This is a genomic window from Umezawaea endophytica, from assembly GCF_025061645.1.
GTDB lineage: Bacteria > Actinomycetota > Actinomycetes > Mycobacteriales > Pseudonocardiaceae > Umezawaea > Umezawaea endophytica.
This window is the reverse complement of sequence record NZ_JANYMP010000044.1, coordinates 14,147-38,418: the sequence shown is the minus strand read 5'-3', so window position 1 is coordinate 38,418 and position 24,272 is coordinate 14,147. Positions and strand designations below refer to the sequence as shown.

Genomic DNA, 24,272 nt, shown 5'->3' with positions numbered 1-24,272 from the left:
GAGGGCCCTCCGCTGGGGCAGGATCCGCAGATGAGTTCCCCGCTCGACTGGCAGGTGTCGTTCGACCACGGTGTCGCGTCCGGCGACCCCTGGCCGGACGGCGTCCTGCTGTGGACACGGGTCACGACCGGCCTGCCGGTCGTGAGCGTCACCTGGGAGGTCTCCAGGACGCTGACGTTCGAGCGCCCGGTGTCGGCGGGCATGGCCCTGGCCACCGCCGGTCGTGACCACACCGTCAAGGTCCCGGTGACCGGCCTGAGACCGAGGACGGCGTACTACTACCGCTTCCGGGTGGGTGGCGTCGTGTCGGAAACCGGCCGCACCACCACCGCGCCCCACGACGAGTGCGACCTGCTGCGCTTCGGCGTCCTGCGCGGCCAGGCCCACGCCCAGTTGGCCCAGCGCAGCGGCCTCGACGCGGTCCTCCAGGTCGGCTCGCTCCCCACCGACAAGCGCATGCTGGCCAGGCACCTGGCCAACCCGGACGTCCGGAGGCTGCACGCCGCGCACCCCGTCGTCGTGGCGGGCACCGCGCACCTCGACTGGCAGCCGGTGCGCGACGGCCGCCGCTTCCGCGGTCTCACGTTCGGCAGGCTGGTGGACGTCATCGTCCTGGACCAGCGCACCGGGACCGACCTCGAACAGCGGGAGTGGCTGACCGAGGGCGTGCGCGACAGCGACGCCACCTGGAAGCTGATCACCGCGAACGCGCTGGACGGTGACGCCGTCGCGGAGGTGCTCCGCGAAACCGGGGAGCCGAACGTGGTGCTGATCTCCGAGGCGGCCTGCGAGGAGGACTCCGGCGCGGTGCTGGAGGTCACGCCCGCGGAGGTCCGGGTGAACGGCCCCGAGGGCCGCCCGATCCGGGTCAAACCGGCGTCCACGCCGTAGGCGCGGTGACCGGGTCCACCCCTCGACCGTCGGGCGGGTCCACCATCCGCGCTCCGATCAAGGGGTTCCCGAGCCAGCTTCCCGCCTCGCGGATCAGGCCAACGCCGCCAGCGCGGTGTGCACCATCACCCGCACGCCGACGAGCAGCGCCCGCTCGTCCAGGTCGAACGTCGGCTGGTGCAGGTCGCGCTGCTTGCTGACCCCGTCCCACACGCCGAGCCGGGCGAACGAGCCGGGCGCGTGCTCCAGGTACCACCCGAAGTCCTCGCCGCCGGACGACTGCTCGGTGCCCGCCAGCGCGTCCTCACCCAGCGCGGCCTCGATGCCCGCGCGGAACAGCAGCGTCGAATCGCGGTCGTTCACGACCGGCGGCACACCGCGGCGGTGGTGCAGGTCGAAGCCGACCCCGGTGGGCGCGAGCAGCGCGCCGACCAGCTCCTTCACCAACGGCTCCAGCTCGGCCCAAATCTCCCGGTCGCCGGTGCGCAGGGTGCCGCGCAGGACACCGTCCTGCGGCACGGCGTTCGCCGCCTCACCCGCGTGCACGGCACCCCACACCAGCACCGTCCCCGAACGGGGGTCGACGCGGCGGGACAGCAGGGACGGCAGCCCGGTGATCACCGTGCCCAGCGCGTTGACCAGGTCCGCGGTCAGGTGGGGCCGGGACGTGTGGCCGCCGGGGGACGTCAGCCGCAGCTCCAACAGGTCGCTGGCCGACGTGATGGCCCCGATCCGGGTGCCGACCCGCCCGACCTCAAGGCGCGGGTCGCAGTGCAGCCCGAAGATCCGCTCCACCCCGTCCAGCCCGCCCGCGGCGAGCACGTCCAGCGCTCCGCCGGGCATGACCTCCTCCGCGGGCTGGAACACCAGGCGGACGCGGCCGGGCAGCTCGGTGGCCGACGCCAGCGCGAGCGCGGTCCCCAGCAGCACCGTGGTGTGCGCGTCGTGCCCGCAGGCGTGCGAAGCACCCTCCACAGTGGAGGAGAAGGGCAGCCCGGTGTTCTCCTGCAACGGCAGCGCGTCCATGTCCGCCCGCAGTGCGACGCACCGGGGCCCGGAGCCGATGTCGCAGACGAGCCCGGTGCCGCCGGGCAGGATCCGCGGCTTGAGGCCGACGGACCGCAGCAGGCCCGCGATCAGCTCGGTGGTGGCGAACTCCTTGCGCGACAACTCCGGGTTCGCGTGCAGGTGCCTGCGCCAGGCGACGACCTCGGCCGCGTTCGCGGTCAGCCAGTCGTCGAGCCAAGAGGGACCGCGTCCCTCACCGGGGTCATCCACAGGGGCAATGCTCACCCCCCGCCTGCTCAACAGCACGTCGGACTCCTCCCGTGACAGATCGGTCCGCGAATCGACGACGGTCATGCCGTACCTCCGAGAGCAGCGGCACGTTCGGCAGCGGCGGCGAGCAGCCTCGCGCGCTGGTCCGGGTCCGTGGCCGCGGTGATGGTCGTCCATGCCATGGCCAGCGCACCGTCGAGCACGGCCTGGTCGGCGGAAGCCGACGCACAGGCGTTCGCGAACTCGATCTGGTGGTTCACCGCGTCTCCGCAGTCGATGGCGATGGTCGGGTGGATAGCGGGCAGCACGCGGGTGACGTTGCCCATGTCGGTGCTGCCGATCTTCTCCCGCTGTTCCCGTTCGGGACTCAACGGGCGCCTCCCCAGCGCGACGGCGGCCTGCCGGTAGGCGTCCGCCAGCCACGGGTCCGGGGTGAGTTCGGCGTAGATCGGCGAGACCTTGACGACCTCATGGGTGCAGCCGGTGGCAATGGCCCCGGCGTGGAAGCAGGCCCCGATGCGGTTCTCGAGGCGCTGCAATGATTCGAGGTTCTCGGCGCGCAGGTCGAACATCGCCGCCGCCTTGGCGGGCACGATGTTCGGCACCGCGCCGCCGTCGATGACGATGCCGCTGACCATCTGGCCGGGCTCCAGGTGCTGTCGCGCGAGCCCGATCGCCACCTGGGCGACCGTGACCGCGTCCGCCGCGTTGACCCCGAGGTGCGGGGCGGCCGCGGCGTGCGACGACTTGCCGGTGTAGTGGACCTCGACGTCCGTGATCGCGAGTGACCGGGCCGCGATGGCCTCGTAGGGCGTGGGGTGCACCATCATGGACAGCGCGACGTCGTCGAACACGCCGCGCTCCAGCATGAGCACCTTGCCGCCGCCCACCTCCTCGGCGGGCGTGCCGATCACCTTCACCGTGACGCCGAGCGCGTCCGCCAGGTCGCGCAGGGCCAGCGCGGCGCCCGTGCTCGCGGCCGCGATCACGTTGTGGCCGCACGCGTGGCCGAGGCCGGGCAGGGCGTCGTACTCGACGCACAGGCCGAGGACCAGGTCACCGTCGCCGTAGGTCGCGGTGAACGCGGTGTCCAGCCGGGCGACACCCCGCTCGACCTCGAAGCCCTCCCCCTCCAGCAGGGAGGCGACCTTCTCGGCGCTCCGGTGCTCCTGGAAGGCGATCTCGGGCTCGGCGTGGATGCTGCGCGACAGGTCGACCAGCACCGTCGAGTACCGCTCCACGGATGAGCGTGTGCTGATCTTGAAGTCGGTACCCATTTGCTTCCATCCTGCATCACGTCCCGGCGGGGCGAAGTCCCCTTCCGGTGATCAACCGACGGCCGGTCACGACGATGCGCCAAACGGCGGCCGGGGTTCGGCCTGACCGATCACTGCCTCGCGATTCTGACCGGACGACCGTATCCCGGATGCCGTTTCCCAGCAGATGGAACGCTTCGGGGGCCCGGACCTAGGCCTTCTTGCCCTTCCGCCACTTCGTGTACCGGCGCTTGTTGCGCCAGTAGACGAAGACGAACAGGAGGACGGCGATGGCACCGATCCAGAGCTTGTTCTTCGTCTCGGCCTTGATCGAGAGGTCCGGCTCCTGCTGCGGGTTGAGGTCAGGACCGGTGTTCGACGGGGTGACGACCTCCGTCTGCCGCGCGGCGACGTGGACACCCGTGTCCTCCGCCGCGCTCGCGGGCGCCACCAGTGTGAACGCACCGACCAGCGCGATGAGGAGAGCCACGCACGCACTGGACACTGATCGCCGCATGGTCACAGGTTAGTCACCGCACGTCCCGGTTACCACTGTCAGTGGTCGTCCGACCGGGTACGTCCTCACCCGCTGTATCCCTCCCTTCCGTCGTGAACTAAGAGCCGCGAGCCCGACCGTGCGTACACGGGCGTACCCCTAAGGTTCGGATCGAAGCGCGAACCGGGTTCACCGGCGCGGACGACTTCGGGGACCCGGAGCGGGCCGGAGCACCACCGGCACCCCGGCCGGACCGCGCGGGGGCCCCGGTCATCGCGCGGTGAACGCTTCGAGGATGCGCTCGGCGGCCAGGGTGGCGGTCAGCTCACCCTCGCGCACCTGGCGTTCGAGCTCGGGCGCCAGCGCGCGGACCTCCGGGTGGGAGCGCAGGCCGGACAGGAGCTGGTCGCGGACCATCGCCCAGGTCCAGTCGACCTGCTGGCGCTTGCGCCGCTCGGCGAGCTCACCCGCCCCGGCGAGCGCGGCCTGGTGCTTCTCGACCTGGTCCCACACGTCGTCGAGACCGGTTCCGGTCAACGCGCTGCACGTCAGCACCGGTGGGTGCCACAGCGCGCCGGACGGACGCAGCAGCCGCAGCGCGCCGGCCAACTCCCGCGCGGCCTTCTTCGCCTCCTGCTCGTGCTCGCCGTCGGCCTTGTTGACCGCGATCACGTCCGCCAGCTCCAGCACGCCCTTCTTGATGCCCTGGAGCTGGTCACCGGTGCGGGCGAGGGTGAGGAACAGCGAGCAGTCCGTCATGTTCGCCACGGCCACTTCGGACTGTCCCACGCCGACGGTCTCGACCAGCACGACGTCGTAGCCCGCCGCCTCGACCAGGACGACGGTCTCCCTGGTCGCCTGTGCGACGCCGCCGAGCGTGCCGGACGTCGGCGACGGCCGGATGTAGGCGGCGGGGTCGACCGCCAGCCTGGCCATGCGGGTCTTGTCGCCGAGGATGCTGCCGCCGGTCCGGGTGGACGACGGGTCCACGGCCAGCACGGCCACCCGGTGGCCCGCGGTCGTGAGCTTGGTGCCCAGCGCGTCGATGAAGGTCGACTTGCCGACACCGGGGACGCCGGTGATGCCGACCCGGTGCGCGCCGCCCGCGTGCGGCAGCAGCTCGACCAGCAGTTGCTGCGCCGCCGCGCGGTGGTCGGCCCGCGTGGACTCGACCAGCGTGATCGCGCGCGCCAGCGTGCCGCGGTCACCGGCGAGCACGCCCTTGGCGTACGCGCCGACGTCGACCGCCCTAGGCATGGCCGAGCTGGGCGGACAGCTTGCCCAGCAGGTCGCCCGCCGCGTCCGCGATCACCGTGCCCGGCGGGAAGATCGCCGCCGCGCCCGCCTCGCGGAGCGCGTCGAAGTCCTGCGGCGGGATCACGCCGCCGACCACGATCATGATGTCCTCGCGGCCCAGCTCCGCCAGCTCGTCGCGCAGCGCGGGCACCAGCGTGAGGTGCCCGGCGGCCAGCGACGACACGCCGACCACGTGCACGTCCGCCTCGACGGCCTGCCGCGCCACCTCGCCGGGGGTCTGGAACAACGGGCCGACGTCCACGTCGAAGCCGAGGTCGGCGAACGCGGTCGCGATCACCTTCTGGCCGCGGTCGTGCCCGTCCTGGCCCATCTTGGCGACCAGGATGCGGGGACGGCGGCCCTCGGCCTCGGCGAACTCCTCGACGACGGCCCGCGTGGCGTCCACGTTCGACACTGAGCCCGACTCCTCCCGGTAGACGCCGGAGATGGTGCGGATCTGCGCCGAGTGGCGGCCCCACACCTTGCCCAGCGCCTCGGAGATCTCGCCGACGGTCGCCTTCGCCCGCGCGGCCTCGATGGCCAGGGCGAACAGGTTCCCGTCACCGTCAGCGGCCTTGGTCAACGCGTCCAGCGCCGACTCGACCGCGCCCGAGTCACGTTCCTCGCGCAGCCGCCGCAGCTTCTCCACCTGCTGCGCCCGCACGCCGGCGTTGTCGACCTTGAGGACGTCGATCTTCTCGTCGAACTCGACCTGGTACTTGTTCACGCCGATCACCGGCTGCCGCCCGGAGTCGATCCGCGCCTGGGTGCGGGCGGCGGCCTCCTCGATGCGCAGCTTCGGGATACCGGCCTCGATCGCCTTCGCCATGCCGCCCGCGGCCTCGACCTCGGTGATGTGGCCCCACGCCCGGTGCGCCAGGTCGTTCGTGAGCCGTTCCACGAACGCGCTGCCGCCCCACGGGTCGATGACCCGCGTGGTGCCGGACTCCTGCTGGAGGAAGAGCTGCGTGTTGCGGGCGATCCGCGCGGAGAAGTCCGTCGGCAGGGCGAGCGCCTCGTCCAGCGCGTTGGTGTGCAGCGACTGCGTGTGCCCCTGCGTCGCGGCCATCGCCTCGACGCACGTGCGAGTCACGTTGTTGAACACGTCCTGCGCGGTCAGCGACCACCCCGACGTCTGGCAGTGGGTGCGCAGGGACAAGGACTTCGGCGACTTCGGGTCGAAGCCCTTGACCAGCTTCGCCCACAGCAGCCGGGCCGCGCGGAGCTTCGCGACCTCCATGAAGAAGTTCATGCCCACGGCCCAGAAGAACGACAGCCGCGGCGCGAACGCGTCGACGTCCAGCCCCGCTTCCCGGCCCGCCCGCAGGTACTCCACGCCGTCGGCGAGGGTGTACGCCAGCTCCAGGTCGGCGGTCGCCCCGGCCTCCTGCATGTGGTAGCCGGAGATCGAGATCGAGTTGTACTTCGGCATCCGCTGCGAGGTGTAGGCGAAGATGTCGGAGATGATCCGCATCGACTTCGCGGGCGGGTAGATGTAGGTGTTGCGGACCATGAACTCCTTGAGGATGTCGTTCTGGATGGTCCCCGCGAGCTGCTCGGGGGCGACGCCCTGCTCCTCGGCCGCGACGACGTAGAGCGCCAGCACGGGCAGCACCGCGCCGTTCATGGTCATCGACACGCTCATCTTGTCCAGCGGGATGCCGTCGAAGAGCTGCCGCATGTCGTAGATCGAGTCGATCGCCACGCCCGCCATGCCGACGTCGCCCGCCACGCGCGGGTGGTCGGAGTCGTAGCCGCGGTGGGTCGCCAGGTCGAACGCGACCGACAGGCCCTTCTGGCCCGCCGCGAGGTTGCGGCGGTAGAAGGCGTTCGACTCCTCGGCGGTGGAGAACCCGGCGTACTGGCGGATCGTCCACGGCTGGTTGACGTACATCGTCGGGTACGGCCCGCGCAGGTACGGCGCGATGCCGGGGTAGGTGGCGAGGAAGTCCAGGCCCTCGGTGTCGGCGGCCGTGTACACCGGCTTCACGCCGATGCCCTCGGGCGTCTCCCACATCAGCGCGTCGGCGCCCTTGCCGGTCTTCTCGTGCAGCGCCCGCTGCCAGTCGTCCACTGTGGACGCCGCCGGGTCACCGAGCGGCACGTCGGCGAAGTTCGGGATCATCACGCCACCTCCAGGGCCGCGAAGGTGTGGTCCAGCACGTCCAGTGCCGGGCACCCGGTGAAGACGAACTCGTCGATCGAGGCGTCGGACTTCTTGCCCGCCAGCAGGATCCGCTCGGCACCGGCCGCGCGCAGCGCTTCCACCACCGGGGCGGCGAGGTCGCCGTAGCTGGTCTCGCTGCCGCACAGGCACGCGATCCGCGCGCCGCTCTCGCGGAACTTCGCGACCACGTCCTCCACGGTCTTCGTCGGGCCCGCGTTCGGCGTGTCGATCCCGCCCGCCTGGAGCAGGTTCGCCGCGAACGACGCCCGCGCGGTGTGCGCCGCGACGGGGCCGAGGGTGGCGAGGAACACGGTCGGCCGCGCGCCGTGCGCGGCCAGGTGGGCGTCGGAGCGGTCGCGCAGCGACTCGTACGCCTGCGCGTACCGGACCACCGGCAGGCCGCCGGTCGGGTCGACGGGCGCGGCGGGCCTGGCCACCGGCTTCTCGGCCAGGTTCGGGAACTCGCTGACGCCGGTGATCGCGTCGGTGCGGTCGGCCAGGTTCGCCGACCGGGCCGCCCACGTGGCGGCGAGCCGGTCCGCGACCAGCCCGGACCCGAGCGCGGCCACGATCCCGCCCGCCCGCTCGACCTCCTGGAACCACGCCCACGCGGCGTGCGCGAGGTCGTCGGTCAGCCGCTCCACGTACCAGGAGCCGCCCGCCGGGTCGATCACGCCCGCGAGCCGCGACTCCTCCAGCAGCACGGCCTGGGTGTTGCGCGCGATGCGGCGGGCGAAGTCGTCCGGCAGCCCGATCGCGGCGTCGAACGGCAGCACGGTCACCGCGTCCGCCCCGCCGAGCCCGGCGCCGAAGCACGCGGTGGTGGTGCGCAGCATGTTCACCCACGGGTCGCGGCGGGTCATCATCGCCGTGGACGTCACGGCGTGCTGGAGCTGCGGCGCCGTCGCGCCCGCGACCTCCGTGACGCGCGCCCAGAGCCGTCGGGCGGCGCGGAACTTCGCGATGGTGAGGAACTGGTCGGCGCTCGCCGAGTAGCGGAACTCCAGTTGCGCGGCGGCCTCCGCCACGGACAGGCCCGCGTCCGTGAGCGCCCGCAGGTAGGCAACGCCCGCGGCGAGCGAGGCGCCCAGCTCCTGCGCGTCCGAGCCGCCCGCCTCGTGGAACGGCAGGCCGTCCACGACGACCGAGCGCAGCTCGGGGAACAGCTTCCGGGACCGGCCGACGAGGTCGAGCAGCGCGCCGAGGTCGGCGGCGGCGCCCGTGCGGGCCAGCACGCCGATCGGGTCCGCGCCCAGGTTGCCGCGCACCTCGCTCGGCAGCAGCGGCCGCTCGTCGAACACCTTGAGCAGCGCGCGACCGGCCTCGGTGAACTCCGCGCCGCCGTCGACCACGACGGGGGCGAGGTCGAGGTAGACGTCCGCGAGCACCTCGTCCAGCGCCGCCGCGGGCAGGCCCGCCGAGCCGACCTTGAGCCACAGCGAGCCGACGCCGTTGAGCAGGTCGCCCATCACCGCGTTCTTGGCGACCGCGGGGTCGGGGTGCGCGTGGAGCTGGCGGACCAGCCAGCCGCCGTCGACGGCGCCGTCCGGCCTCCCGCCGCGCACGAACGGCGCGACGCCGGGAAAACCACTCGGTGGAGCGACGTCCTCCGCCGTGTACAACGGGGCGATGGGGATGCCGTCGTAGGTCGTGGAGAGCAGGGACTCGAACGGGGCGCCCGATTTCTTCAGCACCCCGTCCACCAGTTCCCGCCAGCGTTCCCGGTCAGGCGTCGGGAACTCGGCGGCCAGGGCCAATTCGCCGGACGGTTCCATCATGCTCCGCAGTTTTACCGACAAGTAGTGAGGCGGCTATGTGAGGTTCACCGCCGTGAACGATGCAGTGAGCATTCCACGCGCCTCCGGCGTCCGATGCCCCTAAGCCCCCCTAGTTGTGCAGAATGACCCGGTGGAGAACGAGCAGCCCGAGCGCTTGATCGGGGAGCGCTACCGACTGCGCCACGTGCTCGGCCGCGGCTCCATGGGCGTCGTCTGGGCCGCCCACGACGAGGTCCTGCGCCGCGACGTCGCGGTGAAGGAGGTGCTGCGCCCGCCGGGCACGACCGACGCCGAAGCCGACGAACTGCGCGAGCGCACCATGCGCGAGGCCAGGTCGGTGGCCCGCCTGTCGCACCCGAACCTGGTGACGCTCTACGACGTCGTGCAGCTCGACGGTGACCCGTACGTGGTGATGGAGCTCGTGCCGTCCTCCAGCCTCGCCGACCTCATCCGGTTGCGAGGACCGCTCACACTCGAACAGGGCGCCGCCGTGGCGGACGCCGTGGCCGCGGCGCTCGCGTCCGCGCACAAGGCGGGCATCACGCACCGCGACGTGAAGCCGGGGAACGTCCTCATCGCCGACGACGGGCGGATCAAGCTCACCGACTTCGGCATCGCGCGCAACGTCGCCGACGCGACCATGACCAGCCGCGGCATCATGCTCGGCACCCCCTCGTTCATCTCGCCGGAGGTCGCGTCCGGCGCGCCGCTGACCACCGCCGCCGACCTGTGGAGCCTCGGCGCGACGCTGTGGGCCGCCATGTCCGGCCAGCCGCCGTACGAGGGCACGAACGTGCTGCGCACGATCAACGCGGTCGTGCACGCCGACGTGCCGCCGCCGGTCGGCGCGGACGGGCTGGCCCCGGTGATCTCCGGGCTGATGGTGAAGGACGCGGACGGGCGGATGCCGCTCGCCGAGGTCCGCAGGCTGGTCCGGCCGCTGCTGGCCGAACCGGGCGTCGACCTGTTCCCGACCACCCCGTCCGGCACCGCCGACCCGTCCGAAGCCGACACCGCCGTCACCCGGTCCGCCGCGCGGGCGGGCGGGGCGCGCACCGTCGTCCGGCCGCCGCTGGTCGTGCCGAAGCCCGTCATCCCCGACGACGCCCCGCTCGCCGCCGACCCCGGCCCGCTGCCGTTCACCCGGCAGACCGCGGCCACCCGGTCGCTGGCCAAGCCCCGCGGCCCGGCCCGGACGGTGCTGCTCGCCGTGGTCGCGCTGCTCGTCTTCGCCGCGTCGGGCGTCGGCGGGTTCGCGCTGACCCGGTTCGTCGCGGGCGCCCCGCTGCTGCCGCCGCAAAGGACGAGCGCGCCGAGCCTGCCGAGCATCGGGACGACCCTCGAACTCGTGCCCAGGCGCGCGTCGGCGGCGTCCGCCAACGGCGACCAGGGCGCCGAGTTCACCATCAGCGTCGGCGCGGACTGGACGACGTTCGTCGAGCAGCGCGTCAACGACGACCTGCCCGCCAGCACCACCACCCACCTGGTCGCCCCGAACGGCCTGTACGAGGTCGCCGTGCAGCGGTTCGGCGGTTTCTACCCGAAGTGGCGGGTCGAGGACTACCTCGGGCTGGTCCGGTCCCACTGGCCGGAGGGCCGGTACTTCTCCGAGTCGGTCGCCGCGCTGCCGGGCGTGCCGGGCAACGACTTCGACGCGCCCGTCCAGCTCGGCTACCGGACCGTCGAACCGGCGCTCGCGCTGACGCGAGCCCCCGAGCAGCCGGGCCCCGACCTGCGGCGGTCCCGGTTCTCCCGCGTCCTGCCGCACGGCAGCGACCTGTGGGTCGTCGAGGTGGTGTTCCCCACGGACCAGGAGGAGACCGGCCGCGCGGAGCTGTTCGACACCATCGTCGGCACGTTCTCCGCGGCGGGCTGACCGCGGTTACGCTCACGCGGTGACCGGGACAAACGACGACAAGACCGCTCTGGACGCGCTGGCCGCCGAGGCCGCCGAGGAGCTGGCGAACCGCACCGGCGTGGCGAAGCACGACGTCGCCGTGGTGCTCGGCTCCGGCTGGCGGCCCGCCGCCGACCTGATCGGCGAGCCCGCCGCGGAGGTGCCGATCGGCGACCTGCCGGGCTTCGACGCGCCGACCGCCGTCGGCCACGGCGGCACGATCCGCTCGGTGCCGGTCGGCGACAAGAACGTGCTGGTCATGCTGGGCCGCACGCACGGCTACGAGGGCAAGGGCGTCGCGAAGGTCGTGCACGGCGTGCGCACCATCGCCGCCGCGGGCGCGCGCACCGTCGTGCTGACCAACGCCGCGGGCGGCCTGCGCCAGGGCATGACCGTCGGCCAGCCCGTGCTGATCAGCGACCACCTGAACCTGACCGCGTCGTCCCCGCTGGTGGGCGCCCGGTTCGTGGACCTGACGGACCTGTACTCGCCCAGGCTGCGCGCGGTCGCGCTGGAGATCGACCCCTCGCTGGAGGAGGGCGTGTACGCGGGCCTGCCGGGGCCGCACTTCGAGACGCCCGCCGAGATCAGGATGCTCCGGACGATGGGCGCCGACCTGGTCGGCATGTCGACGGTGCTGGAGGCCATCGCGGCCCGCGCCGAGGGCGTCGAGGTGTTCGGCCTGTCGCTGGTGACGAACCTGGCCGCGGGCATCACCGGCGAGCCGCTGAACCACCAGGAGGTCCTGGAGGCGGGCGCCGCCGCCGCGTCCCGCATGGGCGGGCTGCTGCGCGAGCTGGTGACCAGGGCATGAGCCTGTCCCCGGCCCTGCGCGACGCCGCGTTCCGCTGGATCGCCGACGACCCCGACCCCGCCGCCCGCGCCGAGCTGCAAGGCCTGCTCGCGCAGGCCATGGGTGGCGCTCCGGGCGCGGCGGAGGACTTGGCCGACCGCATGGCCGGGCCGCTCACCTTCGGCACGGCGGGCCTGCGCGGCCCGGTCCGCGCGGGCCCGAACGGGATGAACCGCGCCGTCGTGATCCGCACCACCGCGGGCCTCGCCGACTGGCTCCGCACCAACGGCCACACCGGGACCGTGTTCGTCGGCCGCGACGCCCGGCACGGCTCGGAGGACTTCTGCCAGGCCGCCGCGGGTGTCCTGGCCGCCGCGGGCTTCACCGTGCGCGTCCTCCCCGGCCCGCTGCCGACCCCCGTGCTGGCGTTCCTCGTGCGCAAGCACCGGGCCGTGGCGGGCGTGCAGATCACCGCCTCCCACAACCCGCCCGCGGACAACGGCTACAAGCTGTACCTGGAGGGCGGCGGCCAGATCGTGCCGCCCGCCGACCGCGAGATCGAGGCCGCCGTGGCCCGCGTGCCCGCCGCTGTGTCCGTACCGACGTCGACGGACTGGCAGCACGTCGACGACACCGAGGTCGACGAGTACCTGGAACGCGTCTCGTCACTTCCCCACGGCACCGCCCGCGACCTGCGCGTGGCCTTGACGCCGATGCACGGCGTCGGCGGCCGGACGGCCGTGGAGGCACTGCGGCGCGCCGGTTTCACCGACGTGCGCGTGGTCCGCGCCCAGGCCGTGCCGGACCCGGACTTCCCCACCGTGGCGTTCCCCAACCCGGAGGAACCCGGCGCGGCGGACGAACTGCTCGCGCTGGCGGCGGCGGAGAACGCCGACCTCGCCATCGCCCTCGACCCCGACGCGGACCGCTGCGCGCTGGGCGTGCGGGACCGCGACGGCACGTGGCGCATGCTGCGCGGCGACGAAACGGGAGCACTGCTCGGCTCCCTGGTCCTGTCCACTCTGGACCGCACAGCCCACCCCGACCCGTTGGTGGCGACCACGATCGTGTCGTCCTCACTGCTGGGCGAGATCGCGAAGGCCCAGGGCTCCAGGTACGCGGAGACCTTGACCGGCTTCAAGTGGCTCGTCCGCGCGGGCGAGGGCCTGGTCTACGCCTACGAGGAGGCCCTCGGCCACTGCGTCGACCCGGACTCGGTCACCGACAAGGACGGCATCTCGGCCGCCGTACTGGCCTGCGACCTGGCCGCCACCCTGAAGGCGGCGGACAAGTCCCTCCTGGACGCCCTGGACCAGCTCTCGGTCGACCACGGCGTGCACCTCACCGACCAGGTCTCCTTGCGCTTCACCGACCTGTCCGGCATCGGCGCCCTCATGTCCCGGCTGCGGCAGTCGCCGCCGGACGGCTACACCTACGAGGACCTGCTGCCCGAAGCCGACGTGGTCCGCCTCACCGCACCGGGCGTGCGCGTGGTCGTACGACCGTCCGGCACGGAACCGAAGCTCAAGGCCTACCTGGAGGTCGTGGAACCGGTCACGGACGAACTACCGCCCGCCCGTGACCGCGCCCAGGAGCGCTTGGCGAAACTCAGGACACAGGTGGAGCGACTGCTCACATGAGCGCGATCACCAGGCACAGCACCGCGACCGCCAACGAGACACCCGCGACCACGTAGGGCCGCCGAGCAGGCGGGCTCACCGGCCGACTCCGCTCCTCGGTGAACGCCGCGACCGCGATCCGGCCGAGGATGTAGCTCACCGTGCAGAGGAAGACACCAGCTCCCAGGATCATCGTGTTGACGTCCCACGGGCTGTGGTCGAACGTCGGCCAAACCCCGACGAACACCAACGGCCCCCCGATCAGCCCAAGACTGATCGACAACCCGCCACCCCAGGTGATGCGCTTCTCACGACTGCTGGACCGCATGATTGAAGTGTCCATGACCCCCTCCTGTGTGTGACTACTAGGACGCACACGAACCACACCGGTTCCACGCCACACCTGTTGATCATCCCCCCACCAATCACCGCGAACACCCACCAGCCCCCAACGAGCCAGCCGGATGGCGACGACCGCCGCGCCCTGGCACAGCCGTGCTGGATGGACGCCCACCCCACAGCAAGAACGGCCACGACATCTTCAGGGGCGCCGCAACCTCGCCAAACACCGACTACGAGATCGACTACTGATGCCCAGACTGCTGATAGTCCACCACACCCCCTCACCAGCCATGCAAGAAATCTTCGAATCCACACTGGCAGGCGCAACAAACAAGGACCTGGACCAGGTAGAGGTAGTCCGCAAAGCCGCACTGGAAGCAACCGCCTCCGACGTACTGGCAGCAGACGCCTACCTACTGGGAACCCCAGCCAACATCGGCTACATGTCAGGCGCCCTAAAACACTTCTTCGACACCATCTACTACCCATGCCTCGACTCAACAACCGGCCGCCCCTACGGCCTATACGTACACGGAAACCAAGGCCTGGAAGGAGCAGTAAACAGCGTACAAGCAATCACCAAGGCCCTAGGCTGGAAACCAGCAGCAAAAACCCTGAAACTAACCGGCCCACCAACAAAACCCACCCGAGAAGCAGCCTGGAACCTAGGCGCCACCCTCGCAGCATCCACCTACTAACCCCACCCACTCACCAACCCCCCACCCCACCGCCCCACGCCCCCACAAACCCGCCCCCATCCCCACCCGCGGCAATGCAACCCACCCCCAACGCCACAGCCACCGACGCCCGCCCCCACCCAAACCCACCCCACCGGACCACCCCGCTCTTTCCCCACTCGTGCCGCGTTTGCTTTGTCAAGGCATCTTTCCCGCCTTGACAAAGCAAACGCGGCATCGAGACAATCACCAGCGGGGTGACCAACCCACCTCAAACAAACCCGCAGGTCACAACTTCCCCAAATCCACCGCGTCAGCCATCGCCTGATACCCCGCATCATTCGGATGCAAATGATCCCCACTGTCATACTCGGCCCGCATCACCAACGGATCCACCGAATCCCGCATGACAGCATCAAAATCAATCACCGCATCAAAAACCCCACCAGTCCGAATAAAAGAATTCAACCCCTGCCGAACAGCCTCCAACTCAGGATCATAAACCCGCCACCCCTTAAACGGCAGCACAGTCCCCCCGACAACCCGAATCCCCCGAGCATGAGCCTGCACCACAAACTGCCGATAAGCAGCAACAACCACCCCAGGATCAGTCTGGTGCGGCACCTGCTGAATATCGTTGATCCCCTCCAACAGGATCACCGACCGCACCCCGGTGACATCCACCACATCCGAATCAAACCGAGCCAGGGCATTAACCCCAAACCCACCACCATCCAACAACACCCGATTCCCGGAGATCCCGGAGTTCACCACCCCAAGCCGCCCCCGCAACCGATCCGCCAACAAATCCGGCCACCGCCGATTGGCCCCCGAAGTAGCCCCAGCCCCATCAGTGATCGAATCACCAAAGGCCACAACGGTCCCCGCAGCCCCAGACCCCCGCACATCCACACCACTCACGTAGTGCCAGGCCGAAGTCCGCTCCCCATAACTAACCCCCGAGGCCTCCAGCACAAAATCCCCGGCCCGCGTGAAGAACGACGTCTGCGTAGCCAACCCGTGGTACGTAACCGGCCCCGACGCCACCGGCGTATACGTAGAAACCAGCAGATCCCCATCCCGAGGCACCCGCAACGCCACCGAATCGCTCACCACCTCCGCCCCAGCGGGAATCGTGATCGACTCGACCCCACCGAACGTCACCCCGCGCATCGTCCCCTCAGCAGCCGCAGCCGACCCTGGCGCCGCGGCAACGGCCACCGACACCCGCCCCATCACCGCGGGCTGCGTCCCGAACCGGTTGGACAACCGAACCCGCACCGCGGACCCACCCACACTCGTGTGCACCACGTTGCGTATCGAGTAGTTGGCATACCCCTCACCAACCCCCGCGGCAGCCGCGCCACCCCAGGTACCCACCCACCCGTCCGGCACACCGGGCGGCCGAGCACCCGACGTACCGGTGAGGACCAGCAGCACACCCAGGCCGAGCCCCAACGCCCTCACCGGTTGATCGACTTCATGCTGCCGACCGAATACCGCTCACCCGCGACCTCACCCACGGGCACAGCGGCTTCGATCCTGGCCAACTGGTCGACCGTCAACGACAACCCGGCCGCGGCGACGTTCTCCTCCAGGTACTTCCTCCGCTTGGTCCCCGGAATCGGCACCACATCGGCCCCCCGGTGCTGAACCCACGCCAACGCGATCTGCCCAGGCGTGGCGTCGTGCTCCGCCGCAACGGCCCGCAACGATTCGATGATCGCCTGGTTCTTCGCCAGGTTCTCCTCGGTGAACCGAGGCTGGGCGATCTTCCGAAAATCCGTGTCCGCCAAATCCGCGGTGGACTTGATGCTGCCGGTCAGGAACCCCCGACCGAGCGGCGAGTAGGCAACCACCCCGATCCCCAACTCACGGGCGACCGGCACGATCTCGTCCTCGATCTCGCGCGACCACAACGACCACTCGAACTGAACAGCCGTGATCGGGTGCACGGCGTGCGCACGCCGGATGTTGTCGACACTCGCCTCGGACAACCCGAGGTACCGCACCTTACCCTGCTCCACCAGCGAAGCCATCGCCCCGACCGTCTCCTCGATCGGCACGGTCTGATCCACCCGGTGCTGGTAGTACAGGTCGACGTGGTCCAGCCCCAGGCGCTTCAGGGAGTCCTCGGCCGACGACCGCACGTACGAGGCCTCACCACGAATACGGGCGTGACCATCAGCATCCCGCTCAGCGATCCCGAACTTGGTCGCGAGCACAACAGAATCCCGCCGATCAGCCACAGCCCGCCCAACCAACTCCTCATTGGTGTGCGGCCCATAAGCATCAGACGTGTCCAGCAGCGTGACCCCCAGGTCCAACGCCCGGTGAATCGTGGCGATCGACTCCCCCTCATCAGAGGTGTCACCGTAAAAAGCACTCATCCCCATGCACCCGAGCCCCTGCGAGCTGACTTCGAGCGGGCCGAGAAAACGACTGTTCATCATCATCCTCAAAGGTCAGTTGTCGGTCAGGCGGAGCATCTCGGCCGTGTAGCGGTCTCCCGCGACAGCCGGTACAGCGGCGTCAATGGCGGCGAGATCGGCGGCGGACAGCTCGACAGCGGCCGCGGCGACGTTCTCCTCCAGGTACTTCCTGCGCTTCGTGCCGGGAATGGGCACAACGGTCGCCCCGCGGTGCTGGACCCACGCGAGCGCGAGCTGCCCAGCGCTGATCCCGTGCCCAGCGGCCAACTCCCGCAGAACAGCCACGATGGCCGCGTTGCGCTCGAAGTTGGCCTGCTCGAACCGGGGCAACCTCCGACGCATGTCGTCCTCACCAAGATCCTCGACGGACGTCACCGCCCCGGTCAGGAACCCACGCCCGAGCGGCGAGAACGGCACGACCCCGATCCCCAGCTCGAAGCACGTGGGCGCGATCTCAGCCTCGACGTCACGCGTCCACAGCGACCACTCGCTCTGGAGCGCCGCGATCGGGTGCACGGCGTGCGCACGACGGATCGAGGCGGCACTGGCCTCGGACAACCCGAGGTACCGCACCTTCCCCTGCTCCACCAGCGACGCCATCGCCCCGACCGTCTCCTCGATGGGGACGGCCGGATCGACGCGGTGCTGGTAGTAGAGGTCGATGTGGTCGAGGCCGAGCCGCTCGAGCGAGGCGTCGCACGCCTGCCGGACGTACTCGGCGTCGCCCCTGACCTGGCCGGGGCCTCCGACGAAGCCGAACTTGGTGGCGAGCACGACCGAGTCGCGGCGGTCGGCGATGGCGCGGCCCACCAACTCCTCGTTCGCACCCGCGCCGTACACATCAGCGGTGTCCAGGAGGGTCACCCCGAGTTCCAAAGCCCGGTGGATCGTGGCGATCGACTCCCCCTCGTCGGCCGCACCGTAGGACTGGCTCATCCCCATGCAGCCCAGCCCTTGCGGCCCGACCTCGAGCGGGCCGAGGAACCGACTGGTCATGTCCTTCCCCCATTCCGGCACGATCACGCGGTGGCGCCCCTGGCCTGCTCGTCCCCGGCCATGAGCCCGCTGTAGAAGTCGATCTTGTAGTCGAGCACGTCGAGGCTCGACTGGAGTTCGGCGATGCGGGCACGGACGCCCGCCCGGTGGTCGAGCAGGATCTGCTGCCGCGCGCGCCTGGTCACGGTGCCGAGGTGCCGCAGGCGCGCGTACTCGCGCATCATCCTGATCGGCATGCCGGTCGTGCGGAGCCTGGTCAGGAAGACCAGCCACTCCAGGTCCGCGTCGGAGTAGGTCCGCCGCCCGCCCGAGTCGCGGGCGGGTGGGTCGACGAGGCCGATTCGCTCGTAGTAGCGGAGGGTGTCGATCGACAGCCCGCTGTGCGCGGCTGCCTGGGCGATCGAATGAGTCACCCCACGACCGTAGGAGCTGGAGTGCACTCCAGGTCAAGCCCCGACGCTCAGACGGACTTGGGCAGGGCCCACGCCTCGAGGTGCGCGGCCATGCCGGGAACGTCGGTCTGCTCCCGGCCGAGCGCGCGCACGAGGTCGAGCGCGTCCTCCTCGTCCGCGTCCACCCACCACCCGTTGATGTCGCAGAAGGCGACGACGGCGACCCAGGCGAGCCGCCAGTTGCCCTCGACGAGGGGTCGGGTGCGGACGATGGAGTCGAGGATGGACGCGGCCTTCAGCCACAGGGTGTCGTAGGCCTCCACGCCGAGCACCGTGGCGCGGGGGCGGTGAGCAGCGGAATCGAGCAGGCCGAGATCGCGCACCACGAGATCGCCGCCGGTCACAGCGGTGGCGAGCACCAGCAGATCACCGGCATCCAGGTAGTTGATCACACTGTCAGTTGATCACAGAGGTACGACAGTTCTCGGCGGGTCAAGCGGAACCGAGTCGGTCCAGCAGACCCCGGTACTTGGGCATCACCCGGCTGAGCACTTCGCCTAGCTGCTCTTCCTTGTGCAACTGGGCCCAGCGGTCGGCTAATGCGAGCCGCACCACATCTTGCTTCGATCGGCCTTCGGCAGCCGCGAGTTCCGCGAGCCGCCGACTCTCCTCGTCATTCAGACGCAGGGTCATCGCCATTCCGGACACGGTACCAATCTGATACCACAGACACCAGGTTTCGTTTTATAACACTGTTACGATACGATGGGGAGGTGCCTCGACCCAAGACTCACGATGACGCGCTGCGCGTGAAGCTGCTGAACCGCGCGGGTGAACTGCTGTCCAACGAGGGACCCAGTGCGTTGAGCTTGCGCCGGCTGGCGGCGGACGTCAATACCTCGACCACCGCCGTCTACTCGCTCTTCGGTGGCAAGCCCGCGCTCCTCGACGCCCTCTACGACGAGGGCTTCCGGCGCTTCGGCGAACGGCTGGCGATGGTCCCCGAGACCGACGACCCGGTGGAGGACCTGATCCAGATCGCGCTGACCTACCGCGACAGCGCGCTCCAAGACCGCCAGTTCTACGTGGTCATGTTCAGCAAGGTGGTGCCGGACTTCATGCCGACCACCGAGACCTACATCGCCGCGTCCGGCACCTTCGTGCCCGTGGTCAAGACGGTGCAGCGGGCCATCGACAACGGGTCGTTCCTGCCGAACGAGGCGCCCGAGGTCATCGGCCTGGCGCTGTGGAGCATCTGCCACGGCCTGGTCAGCCTGGAGATCTACGGCATCCTGCCGCCCGGACTGGAGATCGCCCCCGTGTTCGAGCGGGCCGTGCGGGCCAGCGCGGACGGCTGGCGCACGCACTGAGCCGGCGGACGAGATCCGGGGAGGCGGCCGCCGCGAAACCTCCCCGAACCCCGTCCTGAACTGCCCTAGTCGGACAGTCCGCTGCGCAGCGCGCTGATCAGCTCGCCGTCGGCGGTGTCGCCGTCGAGCGACCAGATCATCGCGCCGCCGAGATCGCGGTCGGCGATGTACCGACCCTTGCGCTTGATCTCCACGGCGTCGTCCCACGTCCAGAAGGTCGTGCCGTCGAACAGCCAGGCGTGGCCCGCCTTCGCGTCGCGGTGGACCGTGAACTTCGACAACTGGCCCTTGAGGACCTTGTAGTCCTCGAAGCCCGCCTCGTACGTGCCGGGAGCGGGGCCCGTCGCGGCCTGGAAGAGGCCGTTGTTCGCGTTGGTCACGCCGGTCCAGCCGCGGCTGTAGAACGGCACGCCCAGCACGACCTTGTCCCTCGGCGCGCCCCGCGAGAGGTACGCGTCGACGGTCACCTGGGAGCTGAACTTCGACGCCGAGGGGTCGCCCTTGGGCGTCCGCAGCGACGACTGCTGGTTCGTGATCGGGTCCCACGCGCCGTGGTAGTCGTAGCCCTGGAGGGTCGCGAACGTGAGGTCGCGGAACACCTTGCGGGTCTCGATGCCCCGGTCGAGCTGCACCGGGTCGGCGGGCAGGAACGCGGTCAGGTCGTACTTCTTCCGCGTCGACCGGCCGAGCTGGTCGAGCTGCTTGCGGTACTCCGCGACGAGCGCGGTGAAGTTGACCTTGTCCTCTGGGCGCACGACGTTGCCGGTGTTGCCCTCGCTCGCGGGCCACTCCCAGTCGAGGTCGATCCCGTTGAACAGACCGGCGGCCGCGCCGGGCGCGCCCTCCAGGTCACCCTTGATCCACAGGTCGAGGCAGGACTTCACGTGCGCGGCGCGCGACTGGGGCGTGAGGGCGGCGTTCGAGAAGTACTTGGAGCCGGTCCAGCCGCCGAGCGAGATGTTGACCCGGAGCCGCGGGTTCTTCGCCTTGAGCTCCTTGAGCTGGTTCAGGTTGCCCGAGAGCGCCTGGCCCGCCACGTCCGCGACGCCGTCCACGCTCTGCTCGGCGGTGAACGGGCGCTGGTAGTCGGCCCACGGGTCGCTGCTGTAGCACTTCCCGGACTCGTCCAGGAACCCGAACGCGTAGTTCAGGTGCGTCAGCTTCTTCGCGGTGCCGTTGGCGACGAGGTCCTTCACCAGGAAGTTACGGTCGTAGCCGCTCCACTGGGTGTAGTACCCGACGGTCCGCTGCCCGTTCCCGTGACCGTGCCCGTACGACTCGACGTCGGCGTTGGCCGAGGGCGCGAGCGATGCGGAAAGGGCTCCGGCCAGCAGGACGGACAGCCCGACTCTCCTACTCGACATGCTGCTCCTAGCGAGGCGGCGGCTACGGTGTGTGGTCCAGACCACGGTAGGACCAAGGTCTAGACCACTGCTACGACCGAACGGCTTAATCCGTGCCTACCTGGACGCTGGGAACGGTGTCATACGGCCCCGTAGAGCCGATCGCCCGCGTCACCGAGCCCCGGCACGATGAAACCGGAGTCGTTGAGCCGCTCGTCGATGCTCGCCGTGACCAACCGGACGGGCAGCCCGGAGTCCTCCAGGAACTTCACGCCCTCCGGCGCCGCGAGCGCGCAGATCGCCGTCACGTCCGTCGCGCCGCGGCCCGTGAGCAGCTTGATCGTGTACGCCATCGACCCGCCGGTCGCCAGCATCGGGTCCAGCACCATCACCGGACGGCCCGCGAGGTCCGTCGGCAGCGACTCCATGTACGGCGTCGGCTGCAACGTCTCCTCGTCGCGCGCCAGCCCCACGAACCCCATCTGCGCGTCCGGGATCAGCTTGTGCGCCTGGTCCGCCATCCCCAGCCCGGCCCGCAGCACCGGCACCAGCAGCGGCGGGTTGGCCAACCGGAACCCGGTAGTCCGCGCCACCGGCGTGTGCACCCGCTCCTCGGCCACGGGCGCGTCCCGCATCGCCTCGTAGACGAGCATCACCGTCAACTCCTGCACCGCCGCCCGGAACGCCGCGTTGTCCGTCCGCGCGTCCCGCATCGTGGTGAGCCGAGCCCTGGCCAGTGGGTGGTCGACAACAAGCACGTCCATGGGGCACACCGTAACCGGCTGCACGCACCCCGCACGACGGCGAACCGCGCGGAGAACGGCGTCCCCGTCGGGCACGATGGGCAGGAAGCACCACACGGGGGTTCCGAGCTCAGGGGGAAGCACGTCATGCGCGTCAAAAGCACGGCCTTGTTCGGGCTGTCCACGGTCTTGTTCACGCTCGTCGCCGCGGCTCCGGTCGCGCACGCGGCGGCCGGGCCGACCGTCCGCTGGGCGCACAGCGTCGACACCGACCTCGGCCGCATCACGCTGGGGGCCAGGTCGGACAGCGCGATCACGGAGATCAGGACGCACCTGCTCTCCGAAGCCACCGGCGAGGAGTTCGCCGTCGTCAGCGACTTCACCCTGACCGCGGGCACTCCCGACGACGGGACGTGGGAGACCGCCACCCCGGTGCTGCTCGACCGGCTCGGCGGCTACCGCGTCGACGTCGAACTGACCGACGCCGACGGCGACCACGTGCTCGCGGAACGGGCTGGTGGTCTCGCGTACTTCGCGACCGCCCTGTTCGACCCGCTGGTCGTGGACCGGACGACCGTCGACCACGCGAACCGGCACGTCACGGCGACCGGGCGGCTGCGCAGCCGCCACCCCGGCACCCGCGAGGTCACCCCGCTCGGCGGCGCGGCGATCTGGCTGGACCTGCCCTACCCCGACTTCGACTGGGTCGACGCGGTCACGGCCGCCGACGGCACCTTCACCGCGGACCTCGACATCAAGTACGCCGGGCGGGTGCAGGCGTTCTTCCAGTTCGACGACAACCACCCGCACGTCGGCTACGGCGAGTCGAACCCGGTGCAGATCGCCGTCCGGCAGTCGGAGGTCCAGGTCGAGGCGCGGATCGACCGCGCGGAGATCGACAGGGGCGGGTCCGTGTTGGTCAGCGGCCAGGTCCGGTGGGAGTCACCCGAGGGGTGGCGCCCCCGTACGAACTCGGCGGTGGCGGTGACCTTCGAGACCCCGACGGGTGGCTGGCGCCCGATCGGCTCGCTGACCACCGACGCCGACGGCCGTTTCGAGGTCGCGGACGCGCCGGAGCGGACAGGCGCGTACACCGCGACCGCCGTGAGCCACGACCCCTTCGTGGCGCAGCGGAACGCGAAGGTCGACGTGCGGGTCTTCGAACCCGTGAGCGTCCCGCTGTTCACGGCCACCCGTGTCGACACGTCGACCGTGGCGTTCACCGGCAGGGTCGACTTCGCCTACGACTCGCCGTCCCCCTTCTCCGTGGACGTCGAGCACTCGGTGGACGGGCAGCGCTGGCAGCGGGTCGCCACGGCAGGGGTGTCCACGCACCACAACGGTGGGATCGAGTTCTACGGCAGGGCACCGGTCGGCGAGCCGGGGTCGTGGCGGGCGCGGTTCCAGGAGACCGGGAGGTTCCGGGGCGCGGTCAGCGCGGTCGTGGTGGTCGGCTGACGCCCTACGATCACCGCCATGGCTGACCACGTTCGGATCGGTGTGCTCGGCGCGGCCCGCATCGCTCCCACGGCGGTGATCAAGCCCGCGCGCACGTCGTCGGCCGCGGTCGTGGTGGCGGTGGCCGCGCGGTCGCGGGACAAGGCGCGGGCGTTCGCCGACCGGCACGGGATCGGGCGGATCCACGACGACTACCGGGCGCTGCTCGACGACCCCGCCGTCGACGCCGTCTACAACCCGCTGCCCAACGGGCTGCACGGGCGCTGGACGCTGGAGGCGTTGGCGGCCGGGAAGCACGTGCTGTGCGAGAAGCCGTTCACGGCGAACGCCGCCGAGGCGGCCGAGGTGGCGGAGGCGGCCTCGGCGAGTGGGCTGGTCGTCATGGAGGCCTTCCACTACCGCTACCACCCGCTGGCGCAGCGGATGGCTGCCGTCGTGGCGAGCGGCGAGCTGGGCGAACTGCGGCACGTCGAGGCGCACGTGTGCTTCCCGCTGCCGGTGTTCTCCGACATCCGGTACGACTTCGGACTGGCCGGCGGCGCGATGATGGACGCGGGCTCGTACTCCGCGAGCATCGTGCGGCTGCTGGGCGGCGGGGAGCCGGAGGTGCGGTCGGCGCGCGCGCTGCTCCGAACGCCGGACGTCGACCGCGCGATGAAGGCCGAAGTCGTCTTCCCTTCGGGGTGCACGGGGACGGTGCACGCGTCCATGTGGTCCGCCGGGTCGCTGCTGAGGCTGTCCGCGAAGGCCGTCGGGACCGAGGGCACGATGCGCGTGTTCAACCCGCTCGCCCCGCAGGCCCCGCACCGGCTTTCGGTGCGCGCCAACGGGAACAGCCGGGTCGAGCGGTTCACCCGACGCCCGACGTACGCCTACCAGTTGGACGCCTTCACCTCCGCGGTGCTGCACGGCACGCCGTTCCCCACCACACCCGCCGACGCCGTGGCCAACATGGCGCTGATCGACGCGGTGTACCGGGCGGCCGGTTTGCCGGTCCGGCGGCCGACCCCCGCGTAACTGCGGACACGGCGGCTCCCGACTCCTAGAC

At 70.7% G+C, this 24,272-nt stretch carries 23 protein-coding genes; 8 read left to right on the top strand and 15 right to left on the bottom strand.

Translation table 11 applies throughout. From position 1 onward, the window contains the following. Nucleotides 1-30 precede the first annotated feature (30 nt). Entirely contained in the window at nucleotides 31-891 is an 861-nt protein-coding gene (locus NZH93_RS46445) for an alkaline phosphatase D family protein (protein WP_259629765.1), read from the top strand. 93 nt (nucleotides 892-984) lie between these two features. Here the strand turns inward: NZH93_RS46445 and NZH93_RS46440 are convergent, their stop codons facing one another. The 6 genes from NZH93_RS46440 to NZH93_RS46415 form a co-directional block, all read right to left on the bottom strand. After that, nucleotides 985-2,253: a M20 family metallopeptidase gene (locus NZH93_RS46440; RefSeq protein ID WP_259629764.1), complete on the bottom strand. Its 1,269-nt coding sequence runs from the start codon at nucleotides 2,251-2,253 to the stop codon at nucleotides 985-987. Further along, nucleotides 2,250-3,446 carry a M20 family metallopeptidase gene (locus NZH93_RS46435; protein WP_259629763.1) on the bottom strand — a complete coding sequence of 399 codons (1,197 nt, stop codon included), beginning with the start codon at nucleotides 3,444-3,446 and terminating at the stop codon, nucleotides 2,250-2,252. The genes NZH93_RS46440 and NZH93_RS46435 overlap by 4 nt, the downstream gene beginning before the upstream one ends. Nucleotides 3,447-3,636: 190 nt before the next feature. Next, nucleotides 3,637-3,915 (bottom strand): hypothetical protein, encoded by a 279-nt coding sequence (locus tag NZH93_RS46430; RefSeq protein WP_259629762.1) that lies wholly within the window; start codon nucleotides 3,913-3,915, stop codon nucleotides 3,637-3,639. Nucleotides 3,916-4,191: 276 nt separating this feature from the next. Continuing rightward, nucleotides 4,192-5,178, bottom strand: coding sequence for a methylmalonyl Co-A mutase-associated GTPase MeaB (gene meaB / locus NZH93_RS46425; RefSeq protein ID WP_259629761.1), 987 nt, complete (start codon nucleotides 5,176-5,178; stop codon nucleotides 4,192-4,194). Continuing rightward, a complete protein-coding gene (scpA, locus tag NZH93_RS46420; RefSeq protein ID WP_259629760.1) occupies nucleotides 5,171-7,345 on the bottom strand; it encodes a methylmalonyl-CoA mutase in 2,175 nt (724 codons plus the stop codon). Before scpA ends, meaB begins: the two co-directional genes overlap by 8 nt. Continuing rightward, on the bottom strand, nucleotides 7,342-9,159 hold the full coding sequence (locus tag NZH93_RS46415; RefSeq protein ID WP_259629799.1) for a methylmalonyl-CoA mutase family protein: 1,818 nt from the start codon (nucleotides 9,157-9,159) through the stop codon (nucleotides 7,342-7,344). The genes scpA and NZH93_RS46415 overlap by 4 nt, the downstream gene beginning before the upstream one ends. A 133-nt stretch (nucleotides 9,160-9,292) precedes the next feature. Between NZH93_RS46415 and NZH93_RS46410 the strand changes: the two genes are divergently transcribed. Genes NZH93_RS46410 through NZH93_RS46400 form a run of 3 tightly spaced genes read left to right on the top strand, consistent with a single transcriptional unit; the run spans nucleotide 9,293 to nucleotide 13,492 of the window. Next, nucleotides 9,293-11,038, top strand: coding sequence for a serine/threonine-protein kinase (locus NZH93_RS46410; RefSeq protein ID WP_259629759.1), 1,746 nt, complete (start codon nucleotides 9,293-9,295; stop codon nucleotides 11,036-11,038). A 19-nt stretch (nucleotides 11,039-11,057) separates the two neighbouring features. Further along, entirely contained in the window at nucleotides 11,058-11,873 is an 816-nt protein-coding gene (locus NZH93_RS46405) for a purine-nucleoside phosphorylase (protein WP_372507017.1), read from the top strand. Further along, a complete protein-coding gene (locus tag NZH93_RS46400) occupies nucleotides 11,870-13,492 on the top strand; it encodes a phospho-sugar mutase (RefSeq protein ID WP_259629758.1) in 1,623 nt (540 codons plus the stop codon). The genes NZH93_RS46405 and NZH93_RS46400 overlap by 4 nt, the downstream gene beginning before the upstream one ends. Here NZH93_RS46400 and NZH93_RS46395 read toward each other — a convergent pair. Continuing rightward, the gene (locus NZH93_RS46395) at nucleotides 13,485-13,814 is read right to left on the bottom strand and encodes a hypothetical protein (RefSeq protein ID WP_259629757.1); all 330 of its coding nucleotides are present in this window, start codon (nucleotides 13,812-13,814) and stop codon (nucleotides 13,485-13,487) included. The genes NZH93_RS46400 and NZH93_RS46395 overlap by 8 nt on opposite strands. Before the next feature lie 247 nt (nucleotides 13,815-14,061). On the opposite strand from NZH93_RS46395, the gene NZH93_RS46390 reads away from it, so the two are divergent. Continuing rightward, the gene (locus tag NZH93_RS46390; protein WP_259629756.1) at nucleotides 14,062-14,511 is read left to right on the top strand and encodes a flavodoxin family protein; all 450 of its coding nucleotides are present in this window, start codon (nucleotides 14,062-14,064) and stop codon (nucleotides 14,509-14,511) included. 267 nt (nucleotides 14,512-14,778) lie between these two features. Here the strand turns inward: NZH93_RS46390 and NZH93_RS46385 are convergent, their stop codons facing one another. The 6 genes from NZH93_RS46385 to NZH93_RS46360 form a co-directional block, all read right to left on the bottom strand. Beyond that, the gene (locus tag NZH93_RS46385; protein WP_372507016.1) at nucleotides 14,779-15,663 is read right to left on the bottom strand and encodes an SGNH/GDSL hydrolase family protein; all 885 of its coding nucleotides are present in this window, start codon (nucleotides 15,661-15,663) and stop codon (nucleotides 14,779-14,781) included. Nucleotides 15,664-15,953: 290 nt separating this feature from the next. Then, entirely contained in the window at nucleotides 15,954-16,943 is a 990-nt protein-coding gene (locus NZH93_RS46380) for an aldo/keto reductase (RefSeq protein ID WP_259629796.1), read from the bottom strand. Nucleotides 16,944-16,955: 12 nt separating this feature from the next. Next, a complete protein-coding gene (locus NZH93_RS46375) occupies nucleotides 16,956-17,918 on the bottom strand; it encodes an aldo/keto reductase (RefSeq protein ID WP_259629755.1) in 963 nt (320 codons plus the stop codon). 23 nt (nucleotides 17,919-17,941) lie between these two features. After that, nucleotides 17,942-18,331, bottom strand: a complete 390-nt coding sequence (locus tag NZH93_RS46370; RefSeq protein ID WP_259629754.1) for a MerR family transcriptional regulator — start codon at nucleotides 18,329-18,331, stop codon at nucleotides 17,942-17,944. A 47-nt stretch (nucleotides 18,332-18,378) separates the two neighbouring features. After that, nucleotides 18,379-18,762 (bottom strand): type II toxin-antitoxin system death-on-curing family toxin, encoded by a 384-nt coding sequence (locus NZH93_RS46365; protein WP_259629753.1) that lies wholly within the window; start codon nucleotides 18,760-18,762, stop codon nucleotides 18,379-18,381. 40 nt (nucleotides 18,763-18,802) lie between these two features. Further along, on the bottom strand, nucleotides 18,803-19,009 hold the full coding sequence (locus tag NZH93_RS46360) for a ribbon-helix-helix domain-containing protein (protein WP_259629752.1): 207 nt from the start codon (nucleotides 19,007-19,009) through the stop codon (nucleotides 18,803-18,805). A 74-nt stretch (nucleotides 19,010-19,083) separates the two neighbouring features. Between NZH93_RS46360 and NZH93_RS46355 the strand changes: the two genes are divergently transcribed. Then, nucleotides 19,084-19,680, top strand: a complete 597-nt coding sequence (locus NZH93_RS46355; RefSeq protein WP_259629751.1) for a TetR/AcrR family transcriptional regulator — start codon at nucleotides 19,084-19,086, stop codon at nucleotides 19,678-19,680. 65 nt (nucleotides 19,681-19,745) lie between these two features. Here the strand turns inward: NZH93_RS46355 and NZH93_RS46350 are convergent, their stop codons facing one another. After that, nucleotides 19,746-21,044 carry a glycoside hydrolase family 18 protein gene (locus tag NZH93_RS46350; protein ID WP_259629750.1) on the bottom strand — a complete coding sequence of 433 codons (1,299 nt, stop codon included), beginning with the start codon at nucleotides 21,042-21,044 and terminating at the stop codon, nucleotides 19,746-19,748. Nucleotides 21,045-21,163: 119 nt separating this feature from the next. Continuing rightward, a complete protein-coding gene (gene upp / locus NZH93_RS46345) occupies nucleotides 21,164-21,787 on the bottom strand; it encodes a uracil phosphoribosyltransferase (RefSeq protein ID WP_259629749.1) in 624 nt (207 codons plus the stop codon). Between the two features lie 126 nt (nucleotides 21,788-21,913). Between upp and NZH93_RS46340 the strand changes: the two genes are divergently transcribed. Together NZH93_RS46340 and NZH93_RS46335 are read left to right on the top strand one after the other, a co-directional pair. After that, nucleotides 21,914-23,224: a hypothetical protein gene (locus NZH93_RS46340; RefSeq protein WP_259629748.1), complete on the top strand. Its 1,311-nt coding sequence runs from the start codon at nucleotides 21,914-21,916 to the stop codon at nucleotides 23,222-23,224. Between the two features lie 18 nt (nucleotides 23,225-23,242). Next, nucleotides 23,243-24,241, top strand: a complete 999-nt coding sequence (locus NZH93_RS46335) for a Gfo/Idh/MocA family protein (protein ID WP_259629747.1) — start codon at nucleotides 23,243-23,245, stop codon at nucleotides 24,239-24,241. The last annotated feature ends 31 nt before the right edge of the window (nucleotides 24,242-24,272 follow it).